Raw genomic sequence first — 21,969 nt, forward strand, 5'->3', positions numbered from 1 at the left:
AATTCCTGTTCAACTCCAAGCACACAAAAATTTACACCCCAAACCCAAGCGCACCCATCCCAAATACAAAACACACCCGTCCCAAAACGGGCCGTTTCTGGACTGACCATCCTCTAAATCCACAGGGAAAGGTTGGCGGGGCGGTTGGCACACTTGATAGACAATCAAAAGGGCCTAGGAGGAATACCCCTAAACCATTGAAATTTTTGGAGCCAGCATGGAGACTCGAGCTCCAGACCTGCTGATTACGATGAGGCAAAAAGTTGGCTATTTATCTAGAATTTTTATCTTATTTCAAGAAATCGACCACGCTTATGTTGGCAAAACACCAACCGATTCTGGCCCCTCAAACCGGGATGGTTGGCGGTTGGTTGGCGGTTGGTTGGCGGTTGGTTGGCGAGTGGTTGGCTGCCCTGGCTCACCTTCATCCCACGATCTTCAGGAAAGCCAGCTTGACCCCCTCGACTTCAGCCAGAAAATAACGTTCATTCCGGTTTCAAAATTTTGGCGTCCAGGTGTTGACCTCCGGAATGAAACAACGCACAAAGTTTGCACCGTTTCGCAAAAACTATAAGCAGAGGCAGAAATTCACATGTTGACATCATCAAACATCAAAATTCATAAACCATTACCATTTCTCGTACTTGCACTTTCCTTCATCCTCGCTGCAATTATACTTCTGATTGTTCTGATTCCTGATTTTATGCTTTGATTTTTGCATCTATTATTTTCAATCTCGAAGGATACAAGCGATGAGGGCTCTTAACTTCATCCTACTCATTCTTTCAAAGATGGCAATCGTTGATTCCTAAAAACATTTCTTTCAAGATCTTGATGTATTATTCTAAATAAGTTGCATACATTCTTTTAAGAAAACATACTCATGCATCAAACAAACAATTCAAGCACAAAGCTATATGCTATTGTCGTCAATCACGCCTTGAATAAATTCAAACATATCAGAATTCGGACAAAATGTACAAAGTGCAAAACGATCATTGACGTAGACTCAAACAAAAATCAACTTGAAGTAATAAGTCAAATAATTAACGATCATGAAGTTTGGTGTGAACATTGCGTGGAAAAGGTTGGGGTTCTTGTGGTATGCAAAAACCCTACAAATATAATCCAAAGTTATAAATTATACACAAAAACAAACAAACATGCAACCTTTATGATACGATTGCCTGTAACGGGCATTGGCAGGCACGGTTATCTTTTATTAAGCAGCAACAATGCATTTGGTGCTGATTCAAAATATAACATATCTCAAGACAACCATGCTTATGAGGATGAAGAAGACAAAATCAATGAAATCCATTCTGGATTACGCGAGACAACATTGGCACATAAGATTTTCAGTGCGTACAGACTATAACGCCGACGATCTGACATTGTGCATCAAGCATTTGCAAGAAGCTTTATCCCTGCGACCAGATTTTTCTGAGGCATCCGCGTTTTTGCGACTCATTGACTTGAAGCAATCCGCAGATGAGGCTAGTACATAGTACGGTTTAAGTTTTCGGATACAGGCGTTTTATCTTGATTCGAGCATCCATTGTCGTGAACCGCCAGTCCACTTGAGTTTGACGGTTATTCCTGTCATTGCTCCACGCCAAAACCCGGGCTCGCATCTTCTCGATACAGTCTATTCGGCCAGCAAGGCATTGGCGCTTCAATACGCTGAGTTCAACTTCCGAAATATTTGACCAACTCCCGTGCTTGGGAGTGTCATGTATTCAAGGCGTTGTGAAAGCCGCCTGGCTTCCTCCGCCGGGAACGCCGCAGAAAGTGACCCCGTGTCATGCGTGTTGAGATTGTCCATAAACAAAACGATTTTCTTGGCGTCGGGATAGCGATCATCGAGCAATTTTCGAATAAAGCTCGCCCATTCTATCCGAGTCCGTTGCTCGGTGATCCTGACTTCATGCTTCCCGCCCAGGGGGTCCACTGCTAGAAAAATGCTCGCCACTCCTTTGCAAATATATTCATCGTCGACCAACTCGTAAAGCCCAGGCGCTCCGGGAATTGGCAGTGATCTTCAGCCCTAATTTCTGGAGCAAGCATGGAGACTCGAACTCCAGACCTGCTGATGACGAACCAGCTGCTCTACCAACTGAGCTCTGCCGGCTTTCTGCGGAAAATGCTTGAGACACGCGGCATTACGGCCAGTCAAGGCGTTTATTGATTTGTTCGCATCCGCTCAAAAGTGGGGCGAGGAGTTCGCCTTTTGCGAACCGTGCGCGCCCCCTCATTACTCCTGCGCCCTTCCCTGTCGTCCCCTGTTTCATCGTCCCTTGAACAGCCTGGAGGTCAGCACGAAGAACAGGGGGATGAAGATGAGGTCGATAAACGTGGCCGAGAGCATGCCGCCGCACACGGCCGTGCCGATGGCGTTCATGGCCCCGGCCCCGGCCCCGGTGGCGATGGCCAGGGGCAGAACCCCGAAGAAAAACGCCAGGGAGGTCATGAGCACCGGCCTAAACCGGGTCTTGACCGCGCCGAGCGTGGCGTCGACGAGCGTCTCTCCCTGAGCCATGCGCTCCTTGATGAACTGGATGATCAGGATGGCGTTTTTCGTGGACAGCCCGAGCGTGGTCAGAAAGCCGATCTGGAAGTAGACGTCGTTGGGCATGCCCCGAAGCGACGTGGCCGCGATGGCCCCGAGCACGCCAAGCGGCAGCATGAGCATGTTGACGATGGGGATGGTCCAGCTTTCGTACAACGCCGCCACGCACAAAAAGATCACGAAGACCGAGAAGGCGTACAACAGCGGCCCCTGGGCTGTGGCCATCCGTTCCTGGTAGGACAGGCCCGTCCAGTCGAAACCGATGCCCTGGGGCAGCTTGGCGACGAAGTCCTCCATGATCGTCATGGCCTCGCCGGTGCTGTGGCCCGGAGCCGGCTCGCCCAGGATGTTGATGGACGGGAAGGCGTTAAAGCGCTCAAGCTTTGGCGACCCTGTGGTCCAGCGCCCGGTGGCGAAGGCCGAGAAGGGCACCATCTTGTCCTCGGTGTTGCGGACGTAGAGCTTGTTCAAATCCTGGGGCTGCATGCGGTATGGGGCGTCGGCCTGGACGTAGACCTGCTTGACCCGGCCGGCCTGGATGAAGTTGTTGACGTAGGAACTGCCGAAGGCCGCCGAAATGGTATGATGGATGGAGGTGATGGGCGTCCCGAGGGCGCCGGCCTTGTCCCAGTCCACGGCGACATGGTATTCCGGGACGTCATCCATCCCGTTGGGGCGGACCCGGACCAGCCGGGGCTCCTGCCTGGCCATGCCCAGAAGCTGGTTGCGCGCGGCCATGAGCTTGTCGTGGCCCAGGCCGCCCCGGTCCAGCAACTGGAAGTCGAAACCCGTGGCCATGCCTAGTTCCACCACCGGCGGCGGTGGAAAGGCGAAGACCATGGCCTCGTTGATCTGGGAGAGGCGCTTGGAGGCCCGCAGGGCGATGGCCTTGACCTTGAGGTCGTCGCCTTGGCGCTGGTCCCAGTCCTTGAGCTTGACGAATCCCAGGGCCATGTTCTGTCCCTGGCCGCTGAAACTCACGCCCGAGACGTTCATGAAGCTGTCCACGGCGTCTTTTTCCTGCTCCAGGAAATAGTTGCGGACCTTGGTCATGACCGCCTCGGTCTGCTCCAGGGTGGACGAGCCCGGCGGCAGGGTGGCCTGGATCATGAGGATCCCTTGGTCCTCGTCCGGGATGTAGCCGGTGGGCATGCGCACAAACAGGTAGCCCACCCCGGCCACGATCAGGGCGTACAAGACGAGGTAGCGCGCGGCCCTGGAGAAGGATCTGCCCACCAGGCCCACATAGATGGACCGGGCGCGATAAAAGACCCGGTCGAACCAGCGGAAAAAGGGGCGCAGAAAGTAGATCACATTTTCCGAAGGCTCATGCCCCTTGGGCACGGGTTTGAGAAACGTGGCGCACAGAACCGGGGTCAGGACCAGGGCCACCACCACGGAAAGCAGCATGGCGGCGATGACCGTGACCGAGAACTGGCGGTAGAGCACCCCCGTGGACCCCTGGAAAAAGGCCATGGGACCGAACACCGCCGAGAGCACCAGGCCGATGCCGACCAGGGCGCTGGTGATCTCGTCCATGGATTTGGCTGTGGCCTCCCGGGGCGAGAGGCCCTCCTCGGACATGATCCGCTCCACGTTTTCGACCACCACGATGGCGTCGTCCACCAGAAGGCCGATGGCCAGCACCATGGCGAACATGGTCAGCATGTTGATGGAGAAGCCAAAGGCGCTTAGGACTGCGAAGGTTCCCAAGAGCACTACGGGCACCGCGATGGTCGGGATAAGCGTGGCCCGGATGTTGCCCATGAACAGGTACATGATCAAAAAGACCAGGATCACGGCCTCGAACAGGGTCTTGACCACCTCGTCGATGGCCACCCTGGTGAACGGCGTGGTGTCGTAGGGATAGACCACCTTCAAGCCCGGGGGAAAATACGCGCTCATCTCCGCAAGCTTGCTCTTGATGGCGTCGGCGGTGTCCAGGGCGTTGGCTCCGGCGGCCTGGCGGATGGCCATGGCGGCCGAGGGCAGGCCGTTGTACTCGCCCACGATGTCGAAGCGTTCGGAGCCCAGTTCCGTGCGCCCGATGTCCTTGACCCGGACCACGGAGCCGTCGGGATTGACGCGGATGGGGATGTTGGCGAATTCTTCCGGGGTTTGAAGCAGATGCTGGACCACGATGGGGGCGTTGAGGTGCTGGCCGGGCATGAAGGGCGCTCCCCCGATCTGGCCGGCCGAGACCTCGACGTTGTAGGCGGTAAGCGCCGAGGTGACGTCGGCCACGGTCAAGCTGTAGCTGTGCAGCTTGTCCGGATCGAGCCAGACGCGCATGGCGTACTGGCTGCCGAAATTCTCCACCTCGCCCACGCCGGGCACCCGGGAGAGGATCTTTTCCAGATTGGACTGGGCGTAGTCCCGCAGATCCACGCCGTTCATGCTGCCGTCTTCCGAGATCAGGCCGACGACGATGAGGTAGTTCCGGGTGGACTTGCTGACCTCGACGCCCGAACGCTGCACCTCGTCGGGCAGACTGGCCGTGGCCAGTTGCAGCTTGTTTTGCACCTTGGACCAGGCGATGTCCGGATCGGTGCCCGGCTCGAAGGTCAACTCCAGCCTAGCCTCGCCCGAGGATGAGCTGGTCCCGCTTAAATACAGCAGCCCGTCCAGACCGGTCATCTTCTGCTCGATGATCTGGGTCACGGTGTTCTCCACCGTCTCGGCCGAGGCGCCCGGGAAATAGGCGGTGATGGAGATGGAGGGCGGGGCGATGGGCGGATACTGGGAAATGGGCATCTTATAGATGGCCAATCCGCCAAGGGCCATCATGGAGATGGCGATGACCCAGGCGAAAACAGGCCTGTCCAAGAAGAATTTCGACAACATTACTTCTCTCCCTCACCGCTTTTCGGCGTCCGGGCATCGGCCTGGGCCGTCTGGCCCTGGTCAACGGGTGTGGCCTTGACCTCGGTTCCGGGCCGGAGCATCTGCAGGCCCTCGACGATCACCCGGTCCCCGGGGGCCAGTCCGGCCACCACGAGCCACTGGTTGCCGATGGCCCGGTCCAGGGTCAGTTGGCGCATCTCGGCCTTGTTTTCGGCATTGACAACCAGGGCGTAGGGGTTGCCCTTGGTGTCCCGGGACACGCCCTGTTGGGACACCAGGATGGCCTCGTCGTTGACGCCTTCCTTGATGATCGCCCGCACGAACATGCCGGGCAGGATCTCCGCCTGCGGGTTGGGGAAGATCAGGCGCAGGATGACCGAGCCGGTGGAGGGATCCACGGTGACGTCGCGGAACTGAAAGATCCCCTCCAGGGCATAGGGCTTGCCGTTCTCCATGATGAGATTGGCCGCGTTCTGGTTCGTCTGGTCCGGGTTGATCAACCCCTTCTCCCGGCGTTCCTTCAGCCTGAGAAGCTCGGCCGAGGACTGGGTCACGTCCACATAGATGGGATCGAGCTGCTGGATGGTGGCCAGGGCCACGGTCTGATACGCCGCGACCAGTGCGCCGTCGGTCACGCTGGACTTGCCGATGCGGCCGGAGATGGGCGCGGTGACCTTGGTGTATCCCAGATTGATCCTGGCGGTCGCGACCTTGGCCTGCAGGGCCGTGATGGTGGCCTTGAGCTGGTCGTGGGCCGAGGCGGCGTCGTCATAGTCCTGCTGGCTTAAGGATTCGCTGGTGAGAAGCTTGCCGTAGCGCTGGGCCTTGGCCTGGACGCTCGGCAGCTTGGCCTGGGCCTCGGCCAAGGCGGCCTCTGCATTGGCCAGATCGGCCTCGAACGGGGCCGGATCGATCTGGTACAGCATCTGCCCTTCCGTGACGTCGCCCCCCTCCGTAAAAAGACGCTTCTGGATCAACCCGTTGACGCGGGGGCGTATCTCGGCGACCCGGAACGCGGAGGTGCGTCCCGACAATTCCTTGGCCAAGAGGAGTTTCTGGGGACTGATGGTGATGTAGGAAACCTCGGGAACTCGGGCTTGGGGAGGCCCCTGCTTTTCCTGGCCGCATCCCGCGAGCGTGAACAGGGACAAGGTCAAAACCGACAGTCCGCACCAACGTGACAGCGGACGTGTAAACGCATTCATGACTTGCATGGGCACTGCCTCCGGATGAAAACAAAACGACAATATCGGATGAAAGCCGACACGGCTCGAAACACCTGCATCGCATTCTCACATGAAATATCCCCTGAAACGCCGCGCGCCCGGGCACATGCCGGGCCGCTAGGGGATCAGGAAGGGATCGGAAACACTCTCGACTCCGTACCGGTCATGGACGATTCCCGCATCGGGGCCGTCGCAACCGGCCTCTTCGCGCCATGGGGCATGTCCGCGAACAATACGTTCCTCAGCGGCGTTCCACGCGTGAGGCCGCTGTGCGGCGGCCGCATGCCGCCGCGAGAAAAACCGCCATCAACAGGCCACCGCCCGGGCGAACAGATCCCAATTCGCGCTGGTCTGGAGCGGCAGGTCGACCTCCTCGGGTCTTCGCGCCCGCATCAACGCCGGCATGGCCACCAGCCCCAGAAAAAAAACGAAAATCTCATCGGGCCGGATGTCGGCGCGGACCTCCCCCGAGTCCTGCCCCGAGGAGATCAGGTCCAGTATGGCTTCGCGGAACATGCGGTGGTGCCTGAGCTTGAGATCGCGCAGACGCAAGTCCCCCAGCCACAGGGCGTCGGAAAGAAAAATCACCGGCAGGGCGCAGTATTTCTCCACGAGGGCCATGCTTCTCATGTTCACACGGCGCAGAGCGTCGAGAGCGGTCGCGGCCTCGGCCCGGCTGCGGCGGATGATATCGACCATGATTTCATGATGCTCCTCGAGAACGGCGGCCAGGATATCGGACTTGTTTTTGTAATGCCGATACAGGGCCGCGGCGGAGATGCCGACGGCCTGGGCCACCCGGCGAACGGTCACCGCGCCCAGCCCTTCCTCGACCACGAGACGAAGCGTCACTTCGGCGATCTGTTCCCGGCGAAGCGGGGATTCCATGCGTACGGCCATGGGAGGGCATGTAAACACGTGTTCACTTGATGTCAAGTCGAGACTTCAAGCCTGATCGTAAGCTGGAGGAACCCGGCCTCGAATCCGCTCAGCGCATCTCTTGAGGCCGGGCAAGCCGAACTCGGGGGAGGAAAGGCTCGGGGTACATCTTCAGGAAAGAACGTCGGTCGCGGCCGCATAAGCGGCCGCATCAAAACGATGCTTTCCAGGGGTGTATGCAGACTGACTGTAAATTGCAGTCAGTTCGGCTAAAATTCGGTCATTTTTGAGAGGATCAAAAAAGGGCTGAAAACCACCTAAATGGTCTTCAGCCCTTGAAATTCCTGGAGCCAGCATGGAGACTCGAACTCCAGACCTGCTGATTACGAATCAGCTGCTCTACCAACTGAGCTATGCTGGCCCTCGTGCCCGTTCGCGCGATTGTCGCGGTCGCGTGGTCACGCGGCCCGTCTTCATATACGTCCTGCGCGTCCTTCGTCAAGTCAGAGGCGCATCGACACCGCCGAGCCGGTATCCGGGAAATCAATCGATAGCCATCCCGGAATCCATCCCGCCATGCTGGAAACATGGGGCGCATAACCGTTGACGGGTCGGTATCCGGGCGTCGGATGAACGGCCATCCCCGCCCTCCATCCCTGCCATGCCGCATTCCCGGCCCTGATGCCTCCCGCTTTCCTTCGTGGACAACCCCCCGGGTCTCCTGCTACTCCCCCGGGCAAGACGCAAAGGAGTGTCCCCATGCCCCACGGAACCAAGGTGCTGATCGTCGAGGACAGCCGGGTCCAGGCCCGGATCATGAGCGAACACATTCGCGGCGTGACCCCCTACGAAACCCTTGTCACCGCCACCCTGGCCGAGACCGCCCAGGTCATGGAGCAAAGCCGCGACGACATCTTCGTCGCCGTCCTGGACTTAAACCTCCCCGACGACACCGGCGGCGAAATCGTGGCCCTGGCCAACCGGTACGCCGTGCCCGCCGTGGTCATGACCTCGTCGTTCGATGAGGAGGTCCGCAAAAAACTCCTTGAACAAAACGTGGTGGATTATTTCCTCAAATCCATGGCCGAGGTGACCAACATGGAAAACCTCATTGAGCGTCTGCACAAAAATCTTTCCGTCACCGTGCTGGTGGCCGACGACTCCAAACTCGCCCGGCACCAGATGGCCACCCTGCTGGGAAATCAGAATTACCAGGTCATGGAGGCCGCAGACGGGGCCGCAGCCCTGGATATCCTGCGCGACACCCCGGATGTGCGCCTGCTCATCACCGACTACCACATGCCGCGCATGGACGGCTTTGAACTGATCACCGAGATCCGCAAAACCCGGCCCAAGGACAGGCTGGCCATCATCGGCGTTTCGGCCGAAGGGGGCGAACAGACCGCCCGGTTCATCAAAAACGGGGCCAATGACTTCCTGACCAAGCCCATCGGCATGGAAGAATTCTACTGCCGGGTCAACCAGCAGATGGACATGCTGGACATCATCCAGGATTACAAGGCGCTGTGCGAAAAAAAGGACTCCTAGGCATAAACCGGCCCCGCCCGGGAAAACGCTTTCTCCTGGTGGCCGTCCTGGCTGTCCTGATTCCGGTTGCGGCCTTTTTCCTCCTCGACGCCGCCTTTCCCTTCCCGGAAGGCCGCCTGCATCCCGCGCCCGCAACCGTGATCCAGGACCGCAACGGGAACCCCCTGCGCCTGTATCTGGCTCCGGATCACGCTTGGCGCCTTCCCGTGACCCTGGAAAACACCGCCCCCATCCTGACGCAAACCCTGGTGGCCTCGGAAGACCGGCATTTCCGCCGCCATCCGGGCATAAACCCCCTGTCGCTTGTCCGGGCGGCCCTTGGCAATCTCGTGGCCGGGCGGGTGCAAAGCGGCGGCTCCACCATCACCATGCAGGTGGCCCGCCTCGTCGAACCCAAACCGCGCACCCTGGCCGCCAAGTGCGTGGAGATGTTTCGCGCCGTACAGCTCGAACGGCGCCACACCAAGGACGAAATCCTCACCGCCTACCTCAATCTGGCCCCCTTTGGCGGCAACATCGTGGGGGTGGGCGCGGCGGCCTTTTTCTATTTCGGCAAGCCCCCGGATCGCCTGTCCCTGGGCGAGGCGGCGCTGTTGACCGTGCTGCCGCGCTCCCCCACCCGCCTGGACCCGGCCCGCGACGCCCAGGCCGCCACCCGGGGCCGGGACATGGTCCTGGACCAGCTTGCCGCGCGCGGGGCCATTTCCCCTCAGGACGCCGCCGAGGCCAAGGCGACCCTCGTGCCCGGGCATGTGGCCAGGCCACCCTTTCTCGCCCCCCATTTCTGCGACCTGGCCAAAAGCAAACGACAGGGCCAGCCCATGGTGCGCACCACCCTGGACCCCTTCGTGCAAAAGGCCGCCGAGGAGATCCTCAAGGGACGCGCCGAACGTCTGCGCAGCCTGGGCATCGGCTCGGCGGCGGCGGTCATCCTCGACCGCGCCAGCCACGATGTCCTGGCCATGGTCGGTTCGCCCCATTTTTTCGACGCCCCGCGCAGCGGCCAGATCAACGGCGCCGTCATCCGCCGCTCCCCGGGGTCCGCGCTTAAGCCCTTCCTCTTCGCCACGGCCATGGACGCCGGGATCATCGTACCCGAGACCCTGCTTCTGGACATCCCCACCGCCTTTTCCGGCTACGCCCCCAAAAACTACGACGGCCTGTTTCGTGGCCGGGTCACGGCCGAAAAGGCCCTCATCACCTCCCTCAATGTCCCGGCCGTGCGCCTTCTGGACACCGTGGGCATCGAGAACTTCCACGCCCTGCTTACGCGCGGCGGGCTGACCACCTTGAACAAACCCGCCAGCCATTACGGCCTGTCCCTGGTCCTGGGCGGCGGCGAGGTGACGCTTTTGTCCCTGACCGGCCTGTACGCCACCCTGGCCGCCGGGGGCGAACATGTGGCCCCGCGCCTTTTCCCCGACTCCCCCGTGACGGGTCTGCGGCTTTTCACTCCCGAATCCTGCTCCCTGGTCACAGACATCCTGGCCAAGGTGGAGCGGCCGGATCTGCCCGGCGGCTTCGAACGGGCCATGGGCGTCCCGGCCGTGGCCTGGAAGACCGGCACCTCCTACGGCCACCGCGACGCCTGGGCCTTCGGCTATTCCGCCGATCACGTCATCGGGGTTTGGGTGGGCAACATGGACGCCACCCCGGTCAAGGGCATCTCCGGCGCGGTGCATGCCGGTCCCATCCTGTTTGAACTGTTCCGGGCCGTGGAGCGCAACGGTTCGCGCCTGCCCGATCCCGGCCCCCTAAACCTGGCCGGGGTGGAGGTCTGCGCCGAAAGCCACGAGCTGCCCGGGCCGTATTGCGACCGCCGGATCACCATCACCACCATCCCCGGGGTCACCCGGCTGGTCCCCTGCACGGTCCACCGGCAGATTCACGTGGACCTCAAGCGCGGGCTGCGCCTGGCCGGAGAATGCCTGGAGCGCCACCCCTCGCGGCCCGAGGTCGTGACCGAATATCCGGCGGAGTTGTGCGCCTGGTGGCGCTCGGCGGGCATCGCCTTCCCCGTCCCGCCGCCGCCGCATCCGGACTGCGCCGAGGTGGCCGGGGGCGAACCGCCGCGCATCGTCTCCCCCACCCCGGGCGCGCCCTATTCCCTGCGCCGGGACGTCCCCGCCGCCTTCCAGCGGCTGTCGCTCACGGCCAATGTGGCCGCCCCGGCCGCAAAGGTCTATTGGTATCAGGACGGCCTGTTGGTGGCTCAGGGAACGGCGGCGGAACGGCTGTTCGTGGATCTCACGCCGGGTCGGCACCGGCTGGTGGTCATGGACGACCTGGGACGCATGGACAGCGTGACCTATCATGTGGACGGAAAAATGGAGGGCATCCCATGAGCGTGATGGCGGAACTGTCGATTTTTCCCATGGACAAGGGAGACTCCTTGAGCCCCTATGTGGCCCGGGCCGTGGACGTGATCCGGGAAAGCGGCCTGCCCTACGTCTTCGGGCCCATGGCCACCAGCTTTGAAGGGGAAACCTTCGAGGCGGTCATGGACGTAGTGGCGGCCTGCTACAAGGCCCTTACGCCCGACTGCGGCCGCATCCATGTGGCCCTTCGCCTGGACTGCCGCAAGGGGCCCATGGGTCGGCTGAACGGGAAGATGCAGTCGGTCCTGGCTAAAACGAAGACTGACGCATCGTGAGCCGCCTGGCCGCAACCGTCCTGGTCCTGCTGCTTTTCACCGTCCCGGTCCAGGCCGCGTCGACGAGCGGCCGCCCGGCAAAATCCCTGGCCGATACGGTGGTGGCCGTGGACGTGGGCCACAGTCTCAAGCGTTCCGGGGCCACCAGCGCCCGGGGCGTGCCCGAATACCGCTTCAATCTGGAGCTGGCCCGGCTGGTGGTGGCCGAACTGCACGCCGCCGGGCTGCTCCGGGCCTTTCTCCTCGACGAGGCCGGGGCCGACATTCCACCGGCCGGACGAGCCACCCTGGCCAACCGAAAAAAGGCCGACCTCCTGGTGTCCATCCATCACGATTCGGTGCAGCCCCATTACCTTGCGACGTGGCCCTTCGAGGGCCGCCAGCGGAAATACTGCGACCGGTTTTCCGGCTACAGCCTGTTTTTTTCAGCCAAAAACCCCGCATCCGCCGCCAGCATCGCCCTGGGGAAATCCCTCGGGGAGAGCCTGCGCAGCGCCGGGTTCACCCCCACCGCCCACCACGCCGAGCCCATCCCCGGAGAGGGCCGGGAACTGATCGACCCCGAACGCGGCCTGTACCGCTACGACGGCTTGGCTGTTCTCTCCCGGGCCAAGATGCCCGCCGTGCTGGTGGAGGCCGGGGTCATCGTCAACCGCGACGAGGAAACGTCCCTGACTGATCCGGCCCGGCGTGAACGCATGGCCCGGGCCATCGCCCAGGGCGTGGCCAACCATGCGGCCGCCATCCGACCGTGATCACACGCCCTTTTTCCCCGCCATTTTTGTCGGATCATACAAAAATGTATCCAAACGCAACTCCCCGTCGAATCATAATATGCTGACATTCTGAATCTTTTTTATGGCACAACCCTTGCTTTGAAAAAGAATCGCACCGCAAGGAGGTCGCCATGTTCATCGCCATCGTCCTGGCCGTCATCATCCTGGCCGCCCTGATCCTGGAATCCCTTCCCGGGGCCTCCCATGCCGTTTTCGACGCCGAACTGGGCCTTGTCCCCTGCCCGAAACATCCCGAGGCCGGTGACCTCCCTGGCGGTCACCTGGCCAGCACGTCCTGCCGGGCGCCTGCCCGCCCCCGCTGGTACTCGCCGTTTCACAGCCGCTGATCGTTTGCCGCCTTGCCTCCACCGCTCCGCCTTCCCCGCGCCGTCCGGTTCCTCCAGCCGGACGGCCAGGAGGCGGAAACCTGATTCCAGATCGTTTTGTCTGTCACCCTGCCCGTGCCTGACTGGCTGAACTGGCGCCATCAGCACAACCGGCGATACGTGCAGTCACCGAAATGAAATATCCGGTGACCTGGTTGCCCTTGGGTGGGAAAAAAGGTTAAGATATGTTTTTTTTAGCATAATAAGAGTCATGCCGGTTTCCACACCATCCTGAAAATAGCATTCCCCTGCGAGAGGTCCAATGGTTTTGCCCGGCCCCACACCGCTTCCGTTTCACCAGTCCCAGGCGGTCACCGTCCGCGTCGCACAGGCAAAATCCCCCGGCATGTGGCGGGCAAAAGCCCGCACCGGCAGGCCATCGTCCCGCCGCGAGGCCAGCCATGTTTGACGCCGCCGCCTTCACCCCCCTGCTCCTGACCCTCAAGGTCGCCCTTTTGGCCACCCTGGCGGCCCTGTGCCTCGGCGTGGGGCTGGCCCAACTCGTCGGGAAATTCCGCTTCGCCGGACGCGACTGGCTCGATGCCATCTGCACCCTGCCCCTGGTCCTGCCGCCCACGGTGCTCGGTTATTACCTCATCGTGCTCATCGGACGGCGCGGCATCCTCGGGCAATGGCTGGAGGAGACCTTCGGCGTCACGCTCATGTTCACCTGGGAAGGCGCGGTGCTGGCCGCCACGGTGGTGGCCTTTCCCCTGGTCTTCCGGTCGGCCCGCGCAGCCCTGGACGGCGTGGACCCGAACATCGAGAACGCCGCGCGCACGCTCGGGGCCTCGGAATCCCGCATCTTTTTCCAGGTCACCCTGCCCCTGGCCTTCCGGGGCATCCTGTCCGGAGGCATGCTGGCATTCGCCCGGGCCATGGGCGAGTTCGGGGCCACGCTGATGGTGGCCGGAAACATCCCGGGCAAGACCCAAACCCTGTCCCTGGCCGTCTATACCGCCGTACAGGCCGGAAACGACCGGTTGGCCAACTTCCTGGTGCTCGTCGTCTCAACCGTCTGCGTCGTCATCCTGGTCATCGCCGGGAAACTGCTCAAACCCAACACCTAAAAGGGAGTCCGTCATGAAACGTCTGCTTCTGTCCCTGGCCCTGGTTGTGGCCCTGGCCTGCCCGGCCCTGGCCAAAGACCTCACCATCTCCGCCGCCGCAAGCCTCACCGACGCCTTTACCGAATGTAAGCCGCTTTTTGAAAAGGCCAACCCCGGCGTGACCGTGACCTTAAACTTCGCCGCCTCCGGCCCGCTGCTCAAGCAGATCGAACAGGGCGCGCCCGTGGATGTGTTCGCCTCGGCCGACCAGAAGACCATGGACGACGCGGCCGCCAAAAACCTGATCGATGCCGCCAGCCGCAAAAACTTCGCCCAAAACGCCCTGGTTCTGGCCATCCCGGCCGGAACCTCCACCGTGAAAAACCTGGCCTCGCTCTCCGACGCCAAGGTGACCAAAATCGGCGTGGGCAACCCCGAAACCGTGCCCGTGGGCCGTTATACCAAAGCCGCCCTGGAAAAGCTCGGCGTTTGGAACGCCCTGTCCCCCAAGTGCATCCTTGCCGAATCCGTGCGCCAGGTTTTGGATTACCTCTCGCGCGGCGAGGTGGATGCCGGATTTGTTTACGCCACCGACGCCATAAAGGGCGGCGACAAGGTCAAAGTTGTTGAGGAAATCCCCCTGGAAAAACCCGTCAGCTACCCCGTGGCCGTCCTCGCCGCCTCCAAAAACAAGCCCGAGGCCGCTGCGTTCATCGCCTTCGTCACCTCGCCCGACGGCGCGGCCGTGCTGGCCAAATACGGCTTCAAAAAGCCGTAAGAGAAGAGCCGGGAGAGGGCGCTGCCCTCTCCCGGACCCTCTCCCGCCAGGGGGATCATCCCCCTGGACCCCGGACTCCGGTTCCGGGTCCGGCCCGGATGGCGTCGCCCTCCGATCCGGACCCGGGACCGGAAGACCAGTGTTCCATCGGGATCAGCTCCCCAGCCGGGATGCGGCCGGGGAGAACCGTTCCCGCACGACGCCCGATCCCCTGGCCGTCCGGCGCGACGCGTCGGACGGCCAGGGACGGGGGGTCCGGGGGGAATCATTCCCCCCGGGCGGGGTCTGGGGCGGCAGCCCCGGTCACCCTGGGGAGCGGCAGCCCCGGTAGCCCATGGAGGCCACATGCGCATCAGTATCGAGATTGAAAAAAAGTTGAACGGCTCACGGCGTTCGTTTGCGTTATCGGCGCGGTTCGCCACCAATGAACGGCGCGTGGTGCTTTTCGGGCCGTCGGGATCGGGGAAGTCGTTGACGCTTCGGGCCGTGGCCGGGCTCTTGCGGCCGGACGCCGGGATGATCCGCATCGACGACCAGGTGCTTTTCGATTCCAAGGCCGGGATAGACGTACCGGTGCGGCTGCGCCGGGTGGGGTTCGTGTTCCAGGACTATGCGCTTTTTCCGCATCTGACGGTGCGCCAGAACGCGGCGTTCGGGGTCAGGGGATTGTTCGGGGGCATGACCAGGGAGATGCGGCAGCGGGTAGACGAGGTGCTGGAGCTTTTCGGCCTGTCCAGGCTGGCCGACAGCCTGCCCCGGGAATTGTCCGGCGGACAGCGGCAGCGCGTGGCGTTGAGCCGGGCCGTGGTCCCGAGGCCGGGGGTGCTGCTGTTGGACGAACCGTTTTCGGCGCTGGATCTGCCCTTGCGCTCGCGGCTGCGGGAAGAGGTCAAGGATCTGTTGGAGCGGCTGGGGATACCGCTTATCCTGGTGACCCACGACCCCGAGGAGGCGGTACGCTTCGCCAATGTGGCCGTGCCGTACCGCAAAGGCGCGACCGGGGAGATCATCGATTTCAGCGACGCCACGGCCGGGATTCCGGAAGCGCCCGCCCATGATTCCTGGTCCGGTTTTCACGGGGCCGCAGACCGCCTGGTCAGGTGTACCTTCGATACCGCCGAGGCCTAGGAAACGCTTTCCCGCAGTTGCCCCGCCGCGCCGCCTGGGATAGGCAGGGCCATGATCTCCGTGCTCATGCCGGTACGCAACGCGGCCGCCACGCTCCCCGCCGCCCTGGACAGCCTTTTTCGCCAGACATGTCCCGATTTTGAGATCGTGTTGCTTGATGACGGGTCCGACGACGGCGACGCGACCCGTGGCGTGATCGCGGCGGCGGCCGGGCGCGACCGACGGGTGCGTCCCTTCCTCCTGCCGCATCGGGGCGTCGCGGCCACCCTGGCCCTCGGCCTTGGCCTGTGCCGGGGGGAATACGTCGCGCGCCTTGACGCCGACGACACCTGCCGCGCCGACCGTCTGGAGAAGCAGGCGGCCTACCTGGAGAACCATCCGGACATCGGCCTGGTCAGTTGCCTGGCCGCCTTCGGCGGCGATCCGGAGCGTGCGGCGGGCTACAGGAACCATCTGGATTGGGCCAACAGCCTGACCACCCCCGAGGCCATCGCCGTGGAACGCTTCCGGGAATCCCCCCTGCCCCATCCCACGGTCATGTTCCGGGCCGGACTGGTCCGGGAACATGGCGGCTATGCCGACGGCCCCTTTCCCGAGGACTACGAACTGTGGCTGCGCTGGATGGAGGCCGGGGTGCGCATGGCCAAGGTTCCGGAACATCTCGTGACCTGGAACGATCCCCCGGACAGGCTGTCGCGCACGGACCCCCGTTACGACCCGGCCCGGTTCCATACCGTCAAGGCTGGATACCTGGCCAGACATCTGGAGCGGACCAATCCCTTCCATCCCGTGATCGAGGTGCTCGGGGCCGGGCGTATCACCCGCAGGCGGGCGGAACGCCTGTGCGCCCACGGCGTGGTCATCGGCGGGTGGTGGGACATCGACCCGCGCAAGGCGGGCAAGGCGGTGGGTGGGCGTCCTGTGCGGCATCGCGACGAACTGCCGCCTGCCGGTACGCGGTTTCTGGTGTCGTATGTGGCCAACCGGGGCGCGGCGCAGGAGATTGCGGCCTTCGTAGCGGCCCGGGGGTATGCGCCGGGGCGGGATTATATCGCGGCGGCGTAGGACGCCCGGGGCGTCAGGACAAAACCCCGTGTCTGCCCAGATGCCGGGCGTAGAAGCACACGATGGCGAAAAGGGCCATGCCCCCGGCCTGATACAGGAGCCCCGAGGGGTCGATGACCGTTGTGGGATCGTTTCTGAGGTAAAAGACGGCCGACGAAAAGACGTTGACGCCAAGGGCCAGAAACAGGGTGGGCACGGCGGCCTTTTTCAGACGGAAGAGCAGAAAGGCGCCGACGAGGGTAATGGCCGCCACAAGGTAGCCGATGACCATGTCGAAGGTCTTGAACCGGGCCACATAGGCCTGCTGCTCGGGATTGAGCTCGAAAACGCCGCTGGTGATGAAAAACACGGACACGATACTATAGACCGAGCTCAGGGAATAAAACAGGAAAACGATCCACACGGGCAGCGGTCGACGGGGGCGGGCGTGCATATCGGACCTCCAATGGCGTTGCCGGGGCGCGACGAAGCGCAGGCGCCTCGTGCATCATGCCCGAACCCCTGGCAAAGCGCAAAGGCCGCCGCATCGGGATGCCGCCATCGGTCGACCCCTTGCTTCGTCGGCGGGAAACATGCGTCTCGACAATCACTGGCGATCGACGTAATATTGATTGGATTTCCCACATTGGAGGCCCCATGGCGAAAATCCTCATCATCGACGACGACGAACAGATACGCCAGGTGTGCCGTCTGGTGTTCGAAGGCATGGGGCACGAGGTGCATGCCGCCCCCACCCTGACCCGGGGACTTGCCGCCGTGAAAGACGGGGATTTCGACGTGGTGTACCTTGATGTGGATCTGCCCGACGGCATAGGCCTCAACGCCGTGTCCTCCATCACCGAGGGCGAGCGCGCCCCGGAGGTCATCATCTTTACCGGCGCCAGCTATCCCAACGGCGCGGAACTGGCCATCCAGAACGGGGCCTGGGACTATATCGAAAAACCCGCCACCGAAGACGTCATGTCCCTGCCCCTGATCCGGGCCCTGCAGTACCGCAAGGAAAAGTTCTCCCATCACGCGCCCACCGTGGCGCTGAAACGGGATCGCATCATCGGCCAAAGCCCGATCATCGCCAAGTGCCTGGATCTCATCGCCCAGGCGGCCAACAGCGAGGCCAACACGCTCATCACCGGGGAAACCGGCACGGGCAAGGAGCTTTTCGCCCGGGCCATCCACGAAAACAGCCCCCGGGCCGATGGCCCCTTCGTGGTCGTGGACTGCTCCATCCTCACCGAAACCCTCATCGAGAGCGTGCTTTTTGGCCACGCCAAGGGCGCGTTCACCGGGGCCGAGAAAAAAAGCGAGGGGCTCATCCGCCAGGCCCACGGCGGAACCCTGTTTCTCGACGAGGTGGGGGAACTGCCCTTCGCCATGCAAAAGGCCTTTTTGCGGGTGCTGCAGGAACGCCGCTTCCGGCCGGTGGGGGCCAAGGAGGAGGAGTCGAGCGACTTTCGGCTGGTGGCGGCCACCAACAAGGATCTCCCGGCCATGGCCGCCGAGGGGCGTTTCCGCAGCGATCTGCTGTTTCGGCTGCACACCATGCATATCGCCATCCCCGCTTTGCGCGAACGCGACGAGGACATCCGGGAGCTGACCCTGTATTATACCCACTTTTTCTGCCGCAAATACAACGTCCCGCTCAAAGGCTTCTCCCCGGAATTTTTCGATTTCATGCTGGAATACGACTGGCCGGGCAACGTGCGCGAGCTGGTCAACACGGTGGAAAACATCGTGGTCCGGGCCAGGCTCGACCCCACCCTGTATCCCAAACACATGCCCTCGGAGATCCGCATCCATGGGATGGGGGGCGCCGGGGGGAAAAAAAACGGCCAGGGCAACGGCCTGGGGCCGCTCACCACGCCCGGGGAAAACGGCGGCGCTGAGGTCGGCGAGGCCGCGCCCGGCGGCCAGGCGCCGGGGGAACAGGTTGAACTGCTCATCCCTTTCGACGACTACAAGCGCCAGACGGAAAAAAATTATTTCCAGGCCGTCATGACCAACTGCCACGGCGACATCCGCCAGGCCTGCGACCTGTCCAAGCTCGGCAAGCAAAGCCTGTACCGCTACCTGCGCATCCACGGCATCTCCACGCGGTAACGCCGCCCACGGCGATACCACGTTTCGTCCCACCCCCCGAAAAAACGAAACGCCCCGCCCGCGAGAACATCGCAGGCGGGGCGAAAAACCGCTTGGTTCGCAGGGAGGCCCCGGGACTAGCCCCGGTTTTCCCAGCCGTCCAAAACGCCCTGCCGAAAGGCCGCAAACGCCTGGGAAAAGCTCTCCAGGGGCAGTTCGCCCTTTTCCCCGGTGCGCCGGTCCTTGGTCTCCACCACGCCCCGGGCCAGCCCCTTGCCGCCCAAAACCAGCTGCATGGGGAAACCCATCAGGTCCGCGTCCTTGAACTTCACCCCGGGCCGCTCGTCCCGGTCGTCGAGCAGCACCTCCACCCCCATGCCCACAAGCAGGTCGTGCAGCTCCCGGGCCTTGGCCGCAGCCGTCTCGTCCTTGGGGCTCAGATTGAGCAGGGCCACCTCGAAGGGGGCCATGGGCGGCGGAAACACGATGCCGTGCTCGTCGTTATTTTGTTCCAGGCAGGCCGCCACCACCCGGGACACGCCGATGCCGTAGCTGCCCATGATGATGTGGCGTTCCTTGCCTGCCTCGTCCAGATAGACCGCGCCCATTGACTTGCTGTACTTGGTTCCCAGCTTGAAGACGTGCCCCACCTCGATGCCCTTGGTGAAAAGCAACGGCTGGCCGCACTTGGGGCACATGTCACCGGCCGCCACCTGGCGCAGGTCCAGATAGCATTCCACCTTGGCGTCCCGGGCCAGATCCACATGCCGCAGGTGCGCGTCCGCCGCGTTGGCCCCGACGATCCAGTCCGAGCGCCCGAAAAGCTCCTTGTCGGCATAGACCACGTCCACGGCAAGCCCCACAGGTCCGGCAAACCCCACGGGCGCCCCCGTCACCCTGGTCACCGTCTCGGGAGCGGCCAGCTCCATCTCCGTTGCCCCGAGCACGTTTTTGAGCTTGATCTCGTTGACGTCCCGGTCCCCGCGAACCAGGGCCGCCACCACCTTCCCGTCGGCCTCATACAAAAGGGTCTTGACGATCCTGTCGGCGGGCACGCCCAAAAAGGCGGCCACCTCATCCACGGTGTGCACCCCGGGGGTGGGAACGACCTCGGCGGGCGGGCAGAACGTCGCCTCCTCGGCCATGCGGCACACGGCCTCGGCCTTCTCCAGGTTGGCCCCGTATTCGCAGGCCGAACAGGCCACGATGGTATCCTCGCCCGTGTCGGCCAGGACCATGAACTCATGGGAAAAGCTGCCGCCGATGGGGCCCGAGTCGGCCTCCACGGCCCGAAACTTGAGCCCGAGCCGGGAAAAAATGCGGGCATAGGCGTCGTACATGGCGAAATAGCTCGTGTCCGCGCCCGCCTCGTCCTTGTCGAAGGAATAAGCGTCCTTCATGATGAATTCGCGGCCGCGCATCAGCCCGAACCGGGGGCGGATCTCGTCGCGGAACTTGGTCTGGATCTGGTACAGGTTCAGCGGCAACTGGCGGTAGGAGCGGATCTCGTGGCGCACCAGATCCGTGACCACCTCCTCATGGGTGGGGCCCAGGCACGACTCCCGGTCGTGACGGTCGATAAAGCGTAAAAGCTCCTTGCCGTACACGTTCCACCGGCCGCTCTCCTTCCACAAATCCCCGGGCTGCACCGCAGGCATGAGCACCTCCAGGGCCCCGGCCCGGTTCATCTCCTGCCGGACCACGTTCGCCACGTTGTTTAAGGCCCGCAGCCCAAGCGGCAGATAGGTATACACCCCGGCGGTGAGTTTGCGGATCATGCCCGCCCGCAGAAGGAGCTTGTGGGACACCACCTCGGCGTCGGCCGGGTCTTCCTTGAGGGTGGGGGCGTAAAACGAGCTTAGGCGCATGCGGTTTCCTTTTTTTTCTCTTCAATGACGCGGTCGAGTTCTTCCATGAATCGGGCCAGAAGCGCATCCTGCCCCTTCACCTTGCACACCAGTTCCCCCTTGCGGAAAATGACCCCCAGACCGCGTCCGCCAGCCAGGCCGATGTCCGCCTCCTTCGCCTCGCCGGGCCCGTTGACCACGCAGCCCATGACCGCCACGGTGAACACCTCGGTCACATGCCGCAGGCGGTTTTCCACGGCCTCGGCCAGGGCCGCCAGATCGATCTCGGTGCGGCCGCAGGTGGGACAGGAGATGATCTCCGGCCCCCGGGCGCGGATGCCCAAGCAGCGTAAAATTTCCCAGGCCGCGCCCATCTCGGTCACCGGATCGCCGGTAAGCGACACCCGCAGCGTGTCCCCCAGCCCTTCCCACAAAAGGATGCCCAGCCCCACCCCGGACTTCACCGCGCCGCGCATGGGGGTTCCGGCCTCGGTGATGCCGATGTGCAGCGGATAGTCCACCTTGTGCGCCAACAGGCGGTAGGCGGCGATGGTGCGGGGAACGTTGGAGGACTTGAGCGAAATCTTGATCTGATCGAAACCGCGCCGCTCCAAAAGGGCCACATGGGTCAGGGCGCTTTCCACCATGGCCTCGGGCGTGGGGCCGCCGTAGCGGCGCAGCAGATCCTTTTCCACGGAACCGCTGTTGACCCCGATGCGGATGGGCGCGCCCCGGTCCTTGGCGGCGGCGGCCACGGCGTCCACGGCGCGCTCGCCGCCGATGTTGCCGGGATTGATGCGCAGGCCGTCCACCCCCGACTCCAAGGCCAAAAGGGCCAGGCGGTGATCGAAATGGATGTCCGCGATAAGCGGCACGGGAGAAAGGGGCTTTATGTCGGCGATGGCCCGGGCGGCGGCCTCGTCGAGCACGGCCAGGCGCACGATCTCGCACCCGGCCCGGGCCAGGGCGTGGATCTGGGCCACGGTTGCGGCCACGTCCCGGGTGTCGGTGTTGGTCATGCTCTGCACCCGGACGGGATGTCCGCTGCCGAGACGGAAGGGACCGAGCCGGATGGCGCGCGTGGGATGGCGTTTCGGGATGAGGGATTCGTTTTCCATGGGTCGTGTCCGTACGTTGATCCTGCT

The 21,969-nt window shown here is 62.7% G+C and carries 20 protein-coding genes and 2 tRNA genes; 12 read left to right on the forward strand and 10 right to left on the reverse strand.

Going from position 1 to position 21,969, the window contains the following annotated elements; genetic code table 11:
- Nucleotides 1–217: 217 nt before the first annotated feature.
- Entirely contained in the window at nt 218–574 is a 357-nt protein-coding gene (locus V3572_RS03285; protein WP_332109546.1) for a hypothetical protein, read from the forward strand.
- A 309-nt stretch (nt 575–883) separates the two neighbouring features.
- Entirely contained in the window at nt 884–1,378 is a 495-nt protein-coding gene (locus V3572_RS03290) for a hypothetical protein (protein WP_332109547.1), read from the forward strand.
- Nucleotides 1,379–1,675: 297 nt separating this feature from the next.
- Here V3572_RS03290 and V3572_RS17775 read toward each other — a convergent pair whose 3' ends face one another.
- The 7 genes from V3572_RS17775 to V3572_RS03320 all read right to left on the reverse strand — a co-directional run bounded on the left by V3572_RS17775 (nt 1,676) and on the right by V3572_RS03320 (nt 7,939).
- Complete coding sequence (locus V3572_RS17775) at nt 1,676–2,002, reverse strand: transposase (protein ID WP_442877350.1); 327 nt, start codon at nt 2,000–2,002, stop codon at nt 1,676–1,678.
- Between the two features lie 53 nt (nt 2,003–2,055).
- Nucleotides 2,056–2,131 (reverse strand) — tRNA-Thr (locus tag V3572_RS03295).
- Nucleotides 2,132–2,287: 156 nt separating this feature from the next.
- Nucleotides 2,288–5,413, reverse strand: a complete 3,126-nt coding sequence (locus V3572_RS03300) for an efflux RND transporter permease subunit (protein WP_332109548.1) — start codon at nt 5,411–5,413, stop codon at nt 2,288–2,290.
- On the reverse strand, nt 5,413–6,627 hold the full coding sequence (locus V3572_RS03305) for an efflux RND transporter periplasmic adaptor subunit (RefSeq protein ID WP_332109549.1): 1,215 nt from the start codon (nt 6,625–6,627) through the stop codon (nt 5,413–5,415). Before V3572_RS03305 ends, V3572_RS03300 begins: the two co-directional genes overlap by 1 nt.
- Before the next feature lie 318 nt (nt 6,628–6,945).
- Nucleotides 6,946–7,527 (reverse strand): TetR/AcrR family transcriptional regulator, encoded by a 582-nt coding sequence (locus V3572_RS03310; protein WP_246298956.1) that lies wholly within the window; start codon nt 7,525–7,527, stop codon nt 6,946–6,948.
- 162 nt (nt 7,528–7,689) lie between these two features.
- Nucleotides 7,690–7,875 carry a hypothetical protein gene (locus V3572_RS03315; protein WP_332109550.1) on the reverse strand — a complete coding sequence of 62 codons (186 nt, stop codon included), beginning with the start codon at nt 7,873–7,875 and terminating at the stop codon, nt 7,690–7,692.
- A tRNA-Thr gene (locus tag V3572_RS03320) sits at nt 7,864–7,939 on the reverse strand. The genes V3572_RS03315 and V3572_RS03320 overlap by 12 nt, the downstream gene beginning before the upstream one ends.
- A 338-nt stretch (nt 7,940–8,277) precedes the next feature.
- Here V3572_RS03320 and V3572_RS03325 point away from each other — a divergent pair.
- The 9 genes from V3572_RS03325 (at nt 8,278) to V3572_RS03365 (ending at nt 16,901) form a co-directional block, all read left to right on the forward strand.
- Nucleotides 8,278–9,066 carry a response regulator gene (locus V3572_RS03325; RefSeq protein ID WP_332109551.1) on the forward strand — a complete coding sequence of 263 codons (789 nt, stop codon included), beginning with the start codon at nt 8,278–8,280 and terminating at the stop codon, nt 9,064–9,066.
- Nucleotides 9,045–11,411, forward strand: coding sequence for a penicillin-binding protein 1C (gene pbpC, locus V3572_RS03330; protein ID WP_332109552.1), 2,367 nt, complete (start codon nt 9,045–9,047; stop codon nt 11,409–11,411). Before V3572_RS03325 ends, pbpC begins: the two co-directional genes overlap by 22 nt.
- Nucleotides 11,408–11,719 (forward strand): MTH1187 family thiamine-binding protein, encoded by a 312-nt coding sequence (locus V3572_RS03335; protein ID WP_332109553.1) that lies wholly within the window; start codon nt 11,408–11,410, stop codon nt 11,717–11,719. Before pbpC ends, V3572_RS03335 begins: the two co-directional genes overlap by 4 nt.
- Nucleotides 11,716–12,474 carry an N-acetylmuramoyl-L-alanine amidase family protein gene (locus tag V3572_RS03340; RefSeq protein ID WP_332109554.1) on the forward strand — a complete coding sequence of 253 codons (759 nt, stop codon included), beginning with the start codon at nt 11,716–11,718 and terminating at the stop codon, nt 12,472–12,474. Before V3572_RS03335 ends, V3572_RS03340 begins: the two co-directional genes overlap by 4 nt.
- Before the next feature lie 152 nt (nt 12,475–12,626).
- Nucleotides 12,627–12,842 carry a hypothetical protein gene (locus V3572_RS03345; RefSeq protein WP_332109555.1) on the forward strand — a complete coding sequence of 72 codons (216 nt, stop codon included), beginning with the start codon at nt 12,627–12,629 and terminating at the stop codon, nt 12,840–12,842.
- Between the two features lie 440 nt (nt 12,843–13,282).
- Nucleotides 13,283–13,951, forward strand: a complete 669-nt coding sequence (gene modB / locus V3572_RS03350) for a molybdate ABC transporter permease subunit (RefSeq protein WP_332109556.1) — start codon at nt 13,283–13,285, stop codon at nt 13,949–13,951.
- A gap of 13 nt (nt 13,952–13,964) precedes the next feature.
- Entirely contained in the window at nt 13,965–14,708 is a 744-nt protein-coding gene (modA, locus tag V3572_RS03355) for a molybdate ABC transporter substrate-binding protein (protein ID WP_332109557.1), read from the forward strand.
- 345 nt (nt 14,709–15,053) lie between these two features.
- Complete coding sequence (locus tag V3572_RS03360; protein WP_332109558.1) at nt 15,054–15,836, forward strand: ABC transporter ATP-binding protein; 783 nt, start codon at nt 15,054–15,056, stop codon at nt 15,834–15,836.
- 51 nt (nt 15,837–15,887) lie between these two features.
- Complete coding sequence (locus V3572_RS03365) at nt 15,888–16,901, forward strand: glycosyltransferase (protein ID WP_332109559.1); 1,014 nt, start codon at nt 15,888–15,890, stop codon at nt 16,899–16,901.
- Nucleotides 16,902–16,914: 13 nt separating this feature from the next.
- Here V3572_RS03365 and V3572_RS03370 read toward each other — a convergent pair whose 3' ends face one another.
- Nucleotides 16,915–17,334 carry a hypothetical protein gene (locus V3572_RS03370; protein ID WP_332109560.1) on the reverse strand — a complete coding sequence of 140 codons (420 nt, stop codon included), beginning with the start codon at nt 17,332–17,334 and terminating at the stop codon, nt 16,915–16,917.
- A 203-nt stretch (nt 17,335–17,537) separates the two neighbouring features.
- Between V3572_RS03370 and V3572_RS03375 the strand changes: the two genes are divergently transcribed.
- A complete protein-coding gene (locus V3572_RS03375) occupies nt 17,538–18,998 on the forward strand; it encodes a sigma-54-dependent transcriptional regulator (protein ID WP_332109561.1) in 1,461 nt (486 codons plus the stop codon).
- Nucleotides 18,999–19,114: 116 nt separating this feature from the next.
- Here the strand turns inward: V3572_RS03375 and V3572_RS03380 are convergent, their stop codons facing one another.
- Nucleotides 19,115–20,845: a proline--tRNA ligase gene (locus V3572_RS03380; protein ID WP_332109562.1), complete on the reverse strand. Its 1,731-nt coding sequence runs from the start codon at nt 20,843–20,845 to the stop codon at nt 19,115–19,117.
- Nucleotides 20,836–21,942 carry a flavodoxin-dependent (E)-4-hydroxy-3-methylbut-2-enyl-diphosphate synthase gene (ispG, locus tag V3572_RS03385; protein ID WP_332109563.1) on the reverse strand — a complete coding sequence of 369 codons (1,107 nt, stop codon included), beginning with the start codon at nt 21,940–21,942 and terminating at the stop codon, nt 20,836–20,838. Before ispG ends, V3572_RS03380 begins: the two co-directional genes overlap by 10 nt.
- Between the last annotated feature and the right edge of the window lie 27 nt (nt 21,943–21,969).

The organism is Desulfolutivibrio sp. (assembly GCF_036584575.1).
Taxonomy (GTDB): Bacteria; Desulfobacterota; Desulfovibrionia; order Desulfovibrionales; family Desulfovibrionaceae; genus Desulfolutivibrio.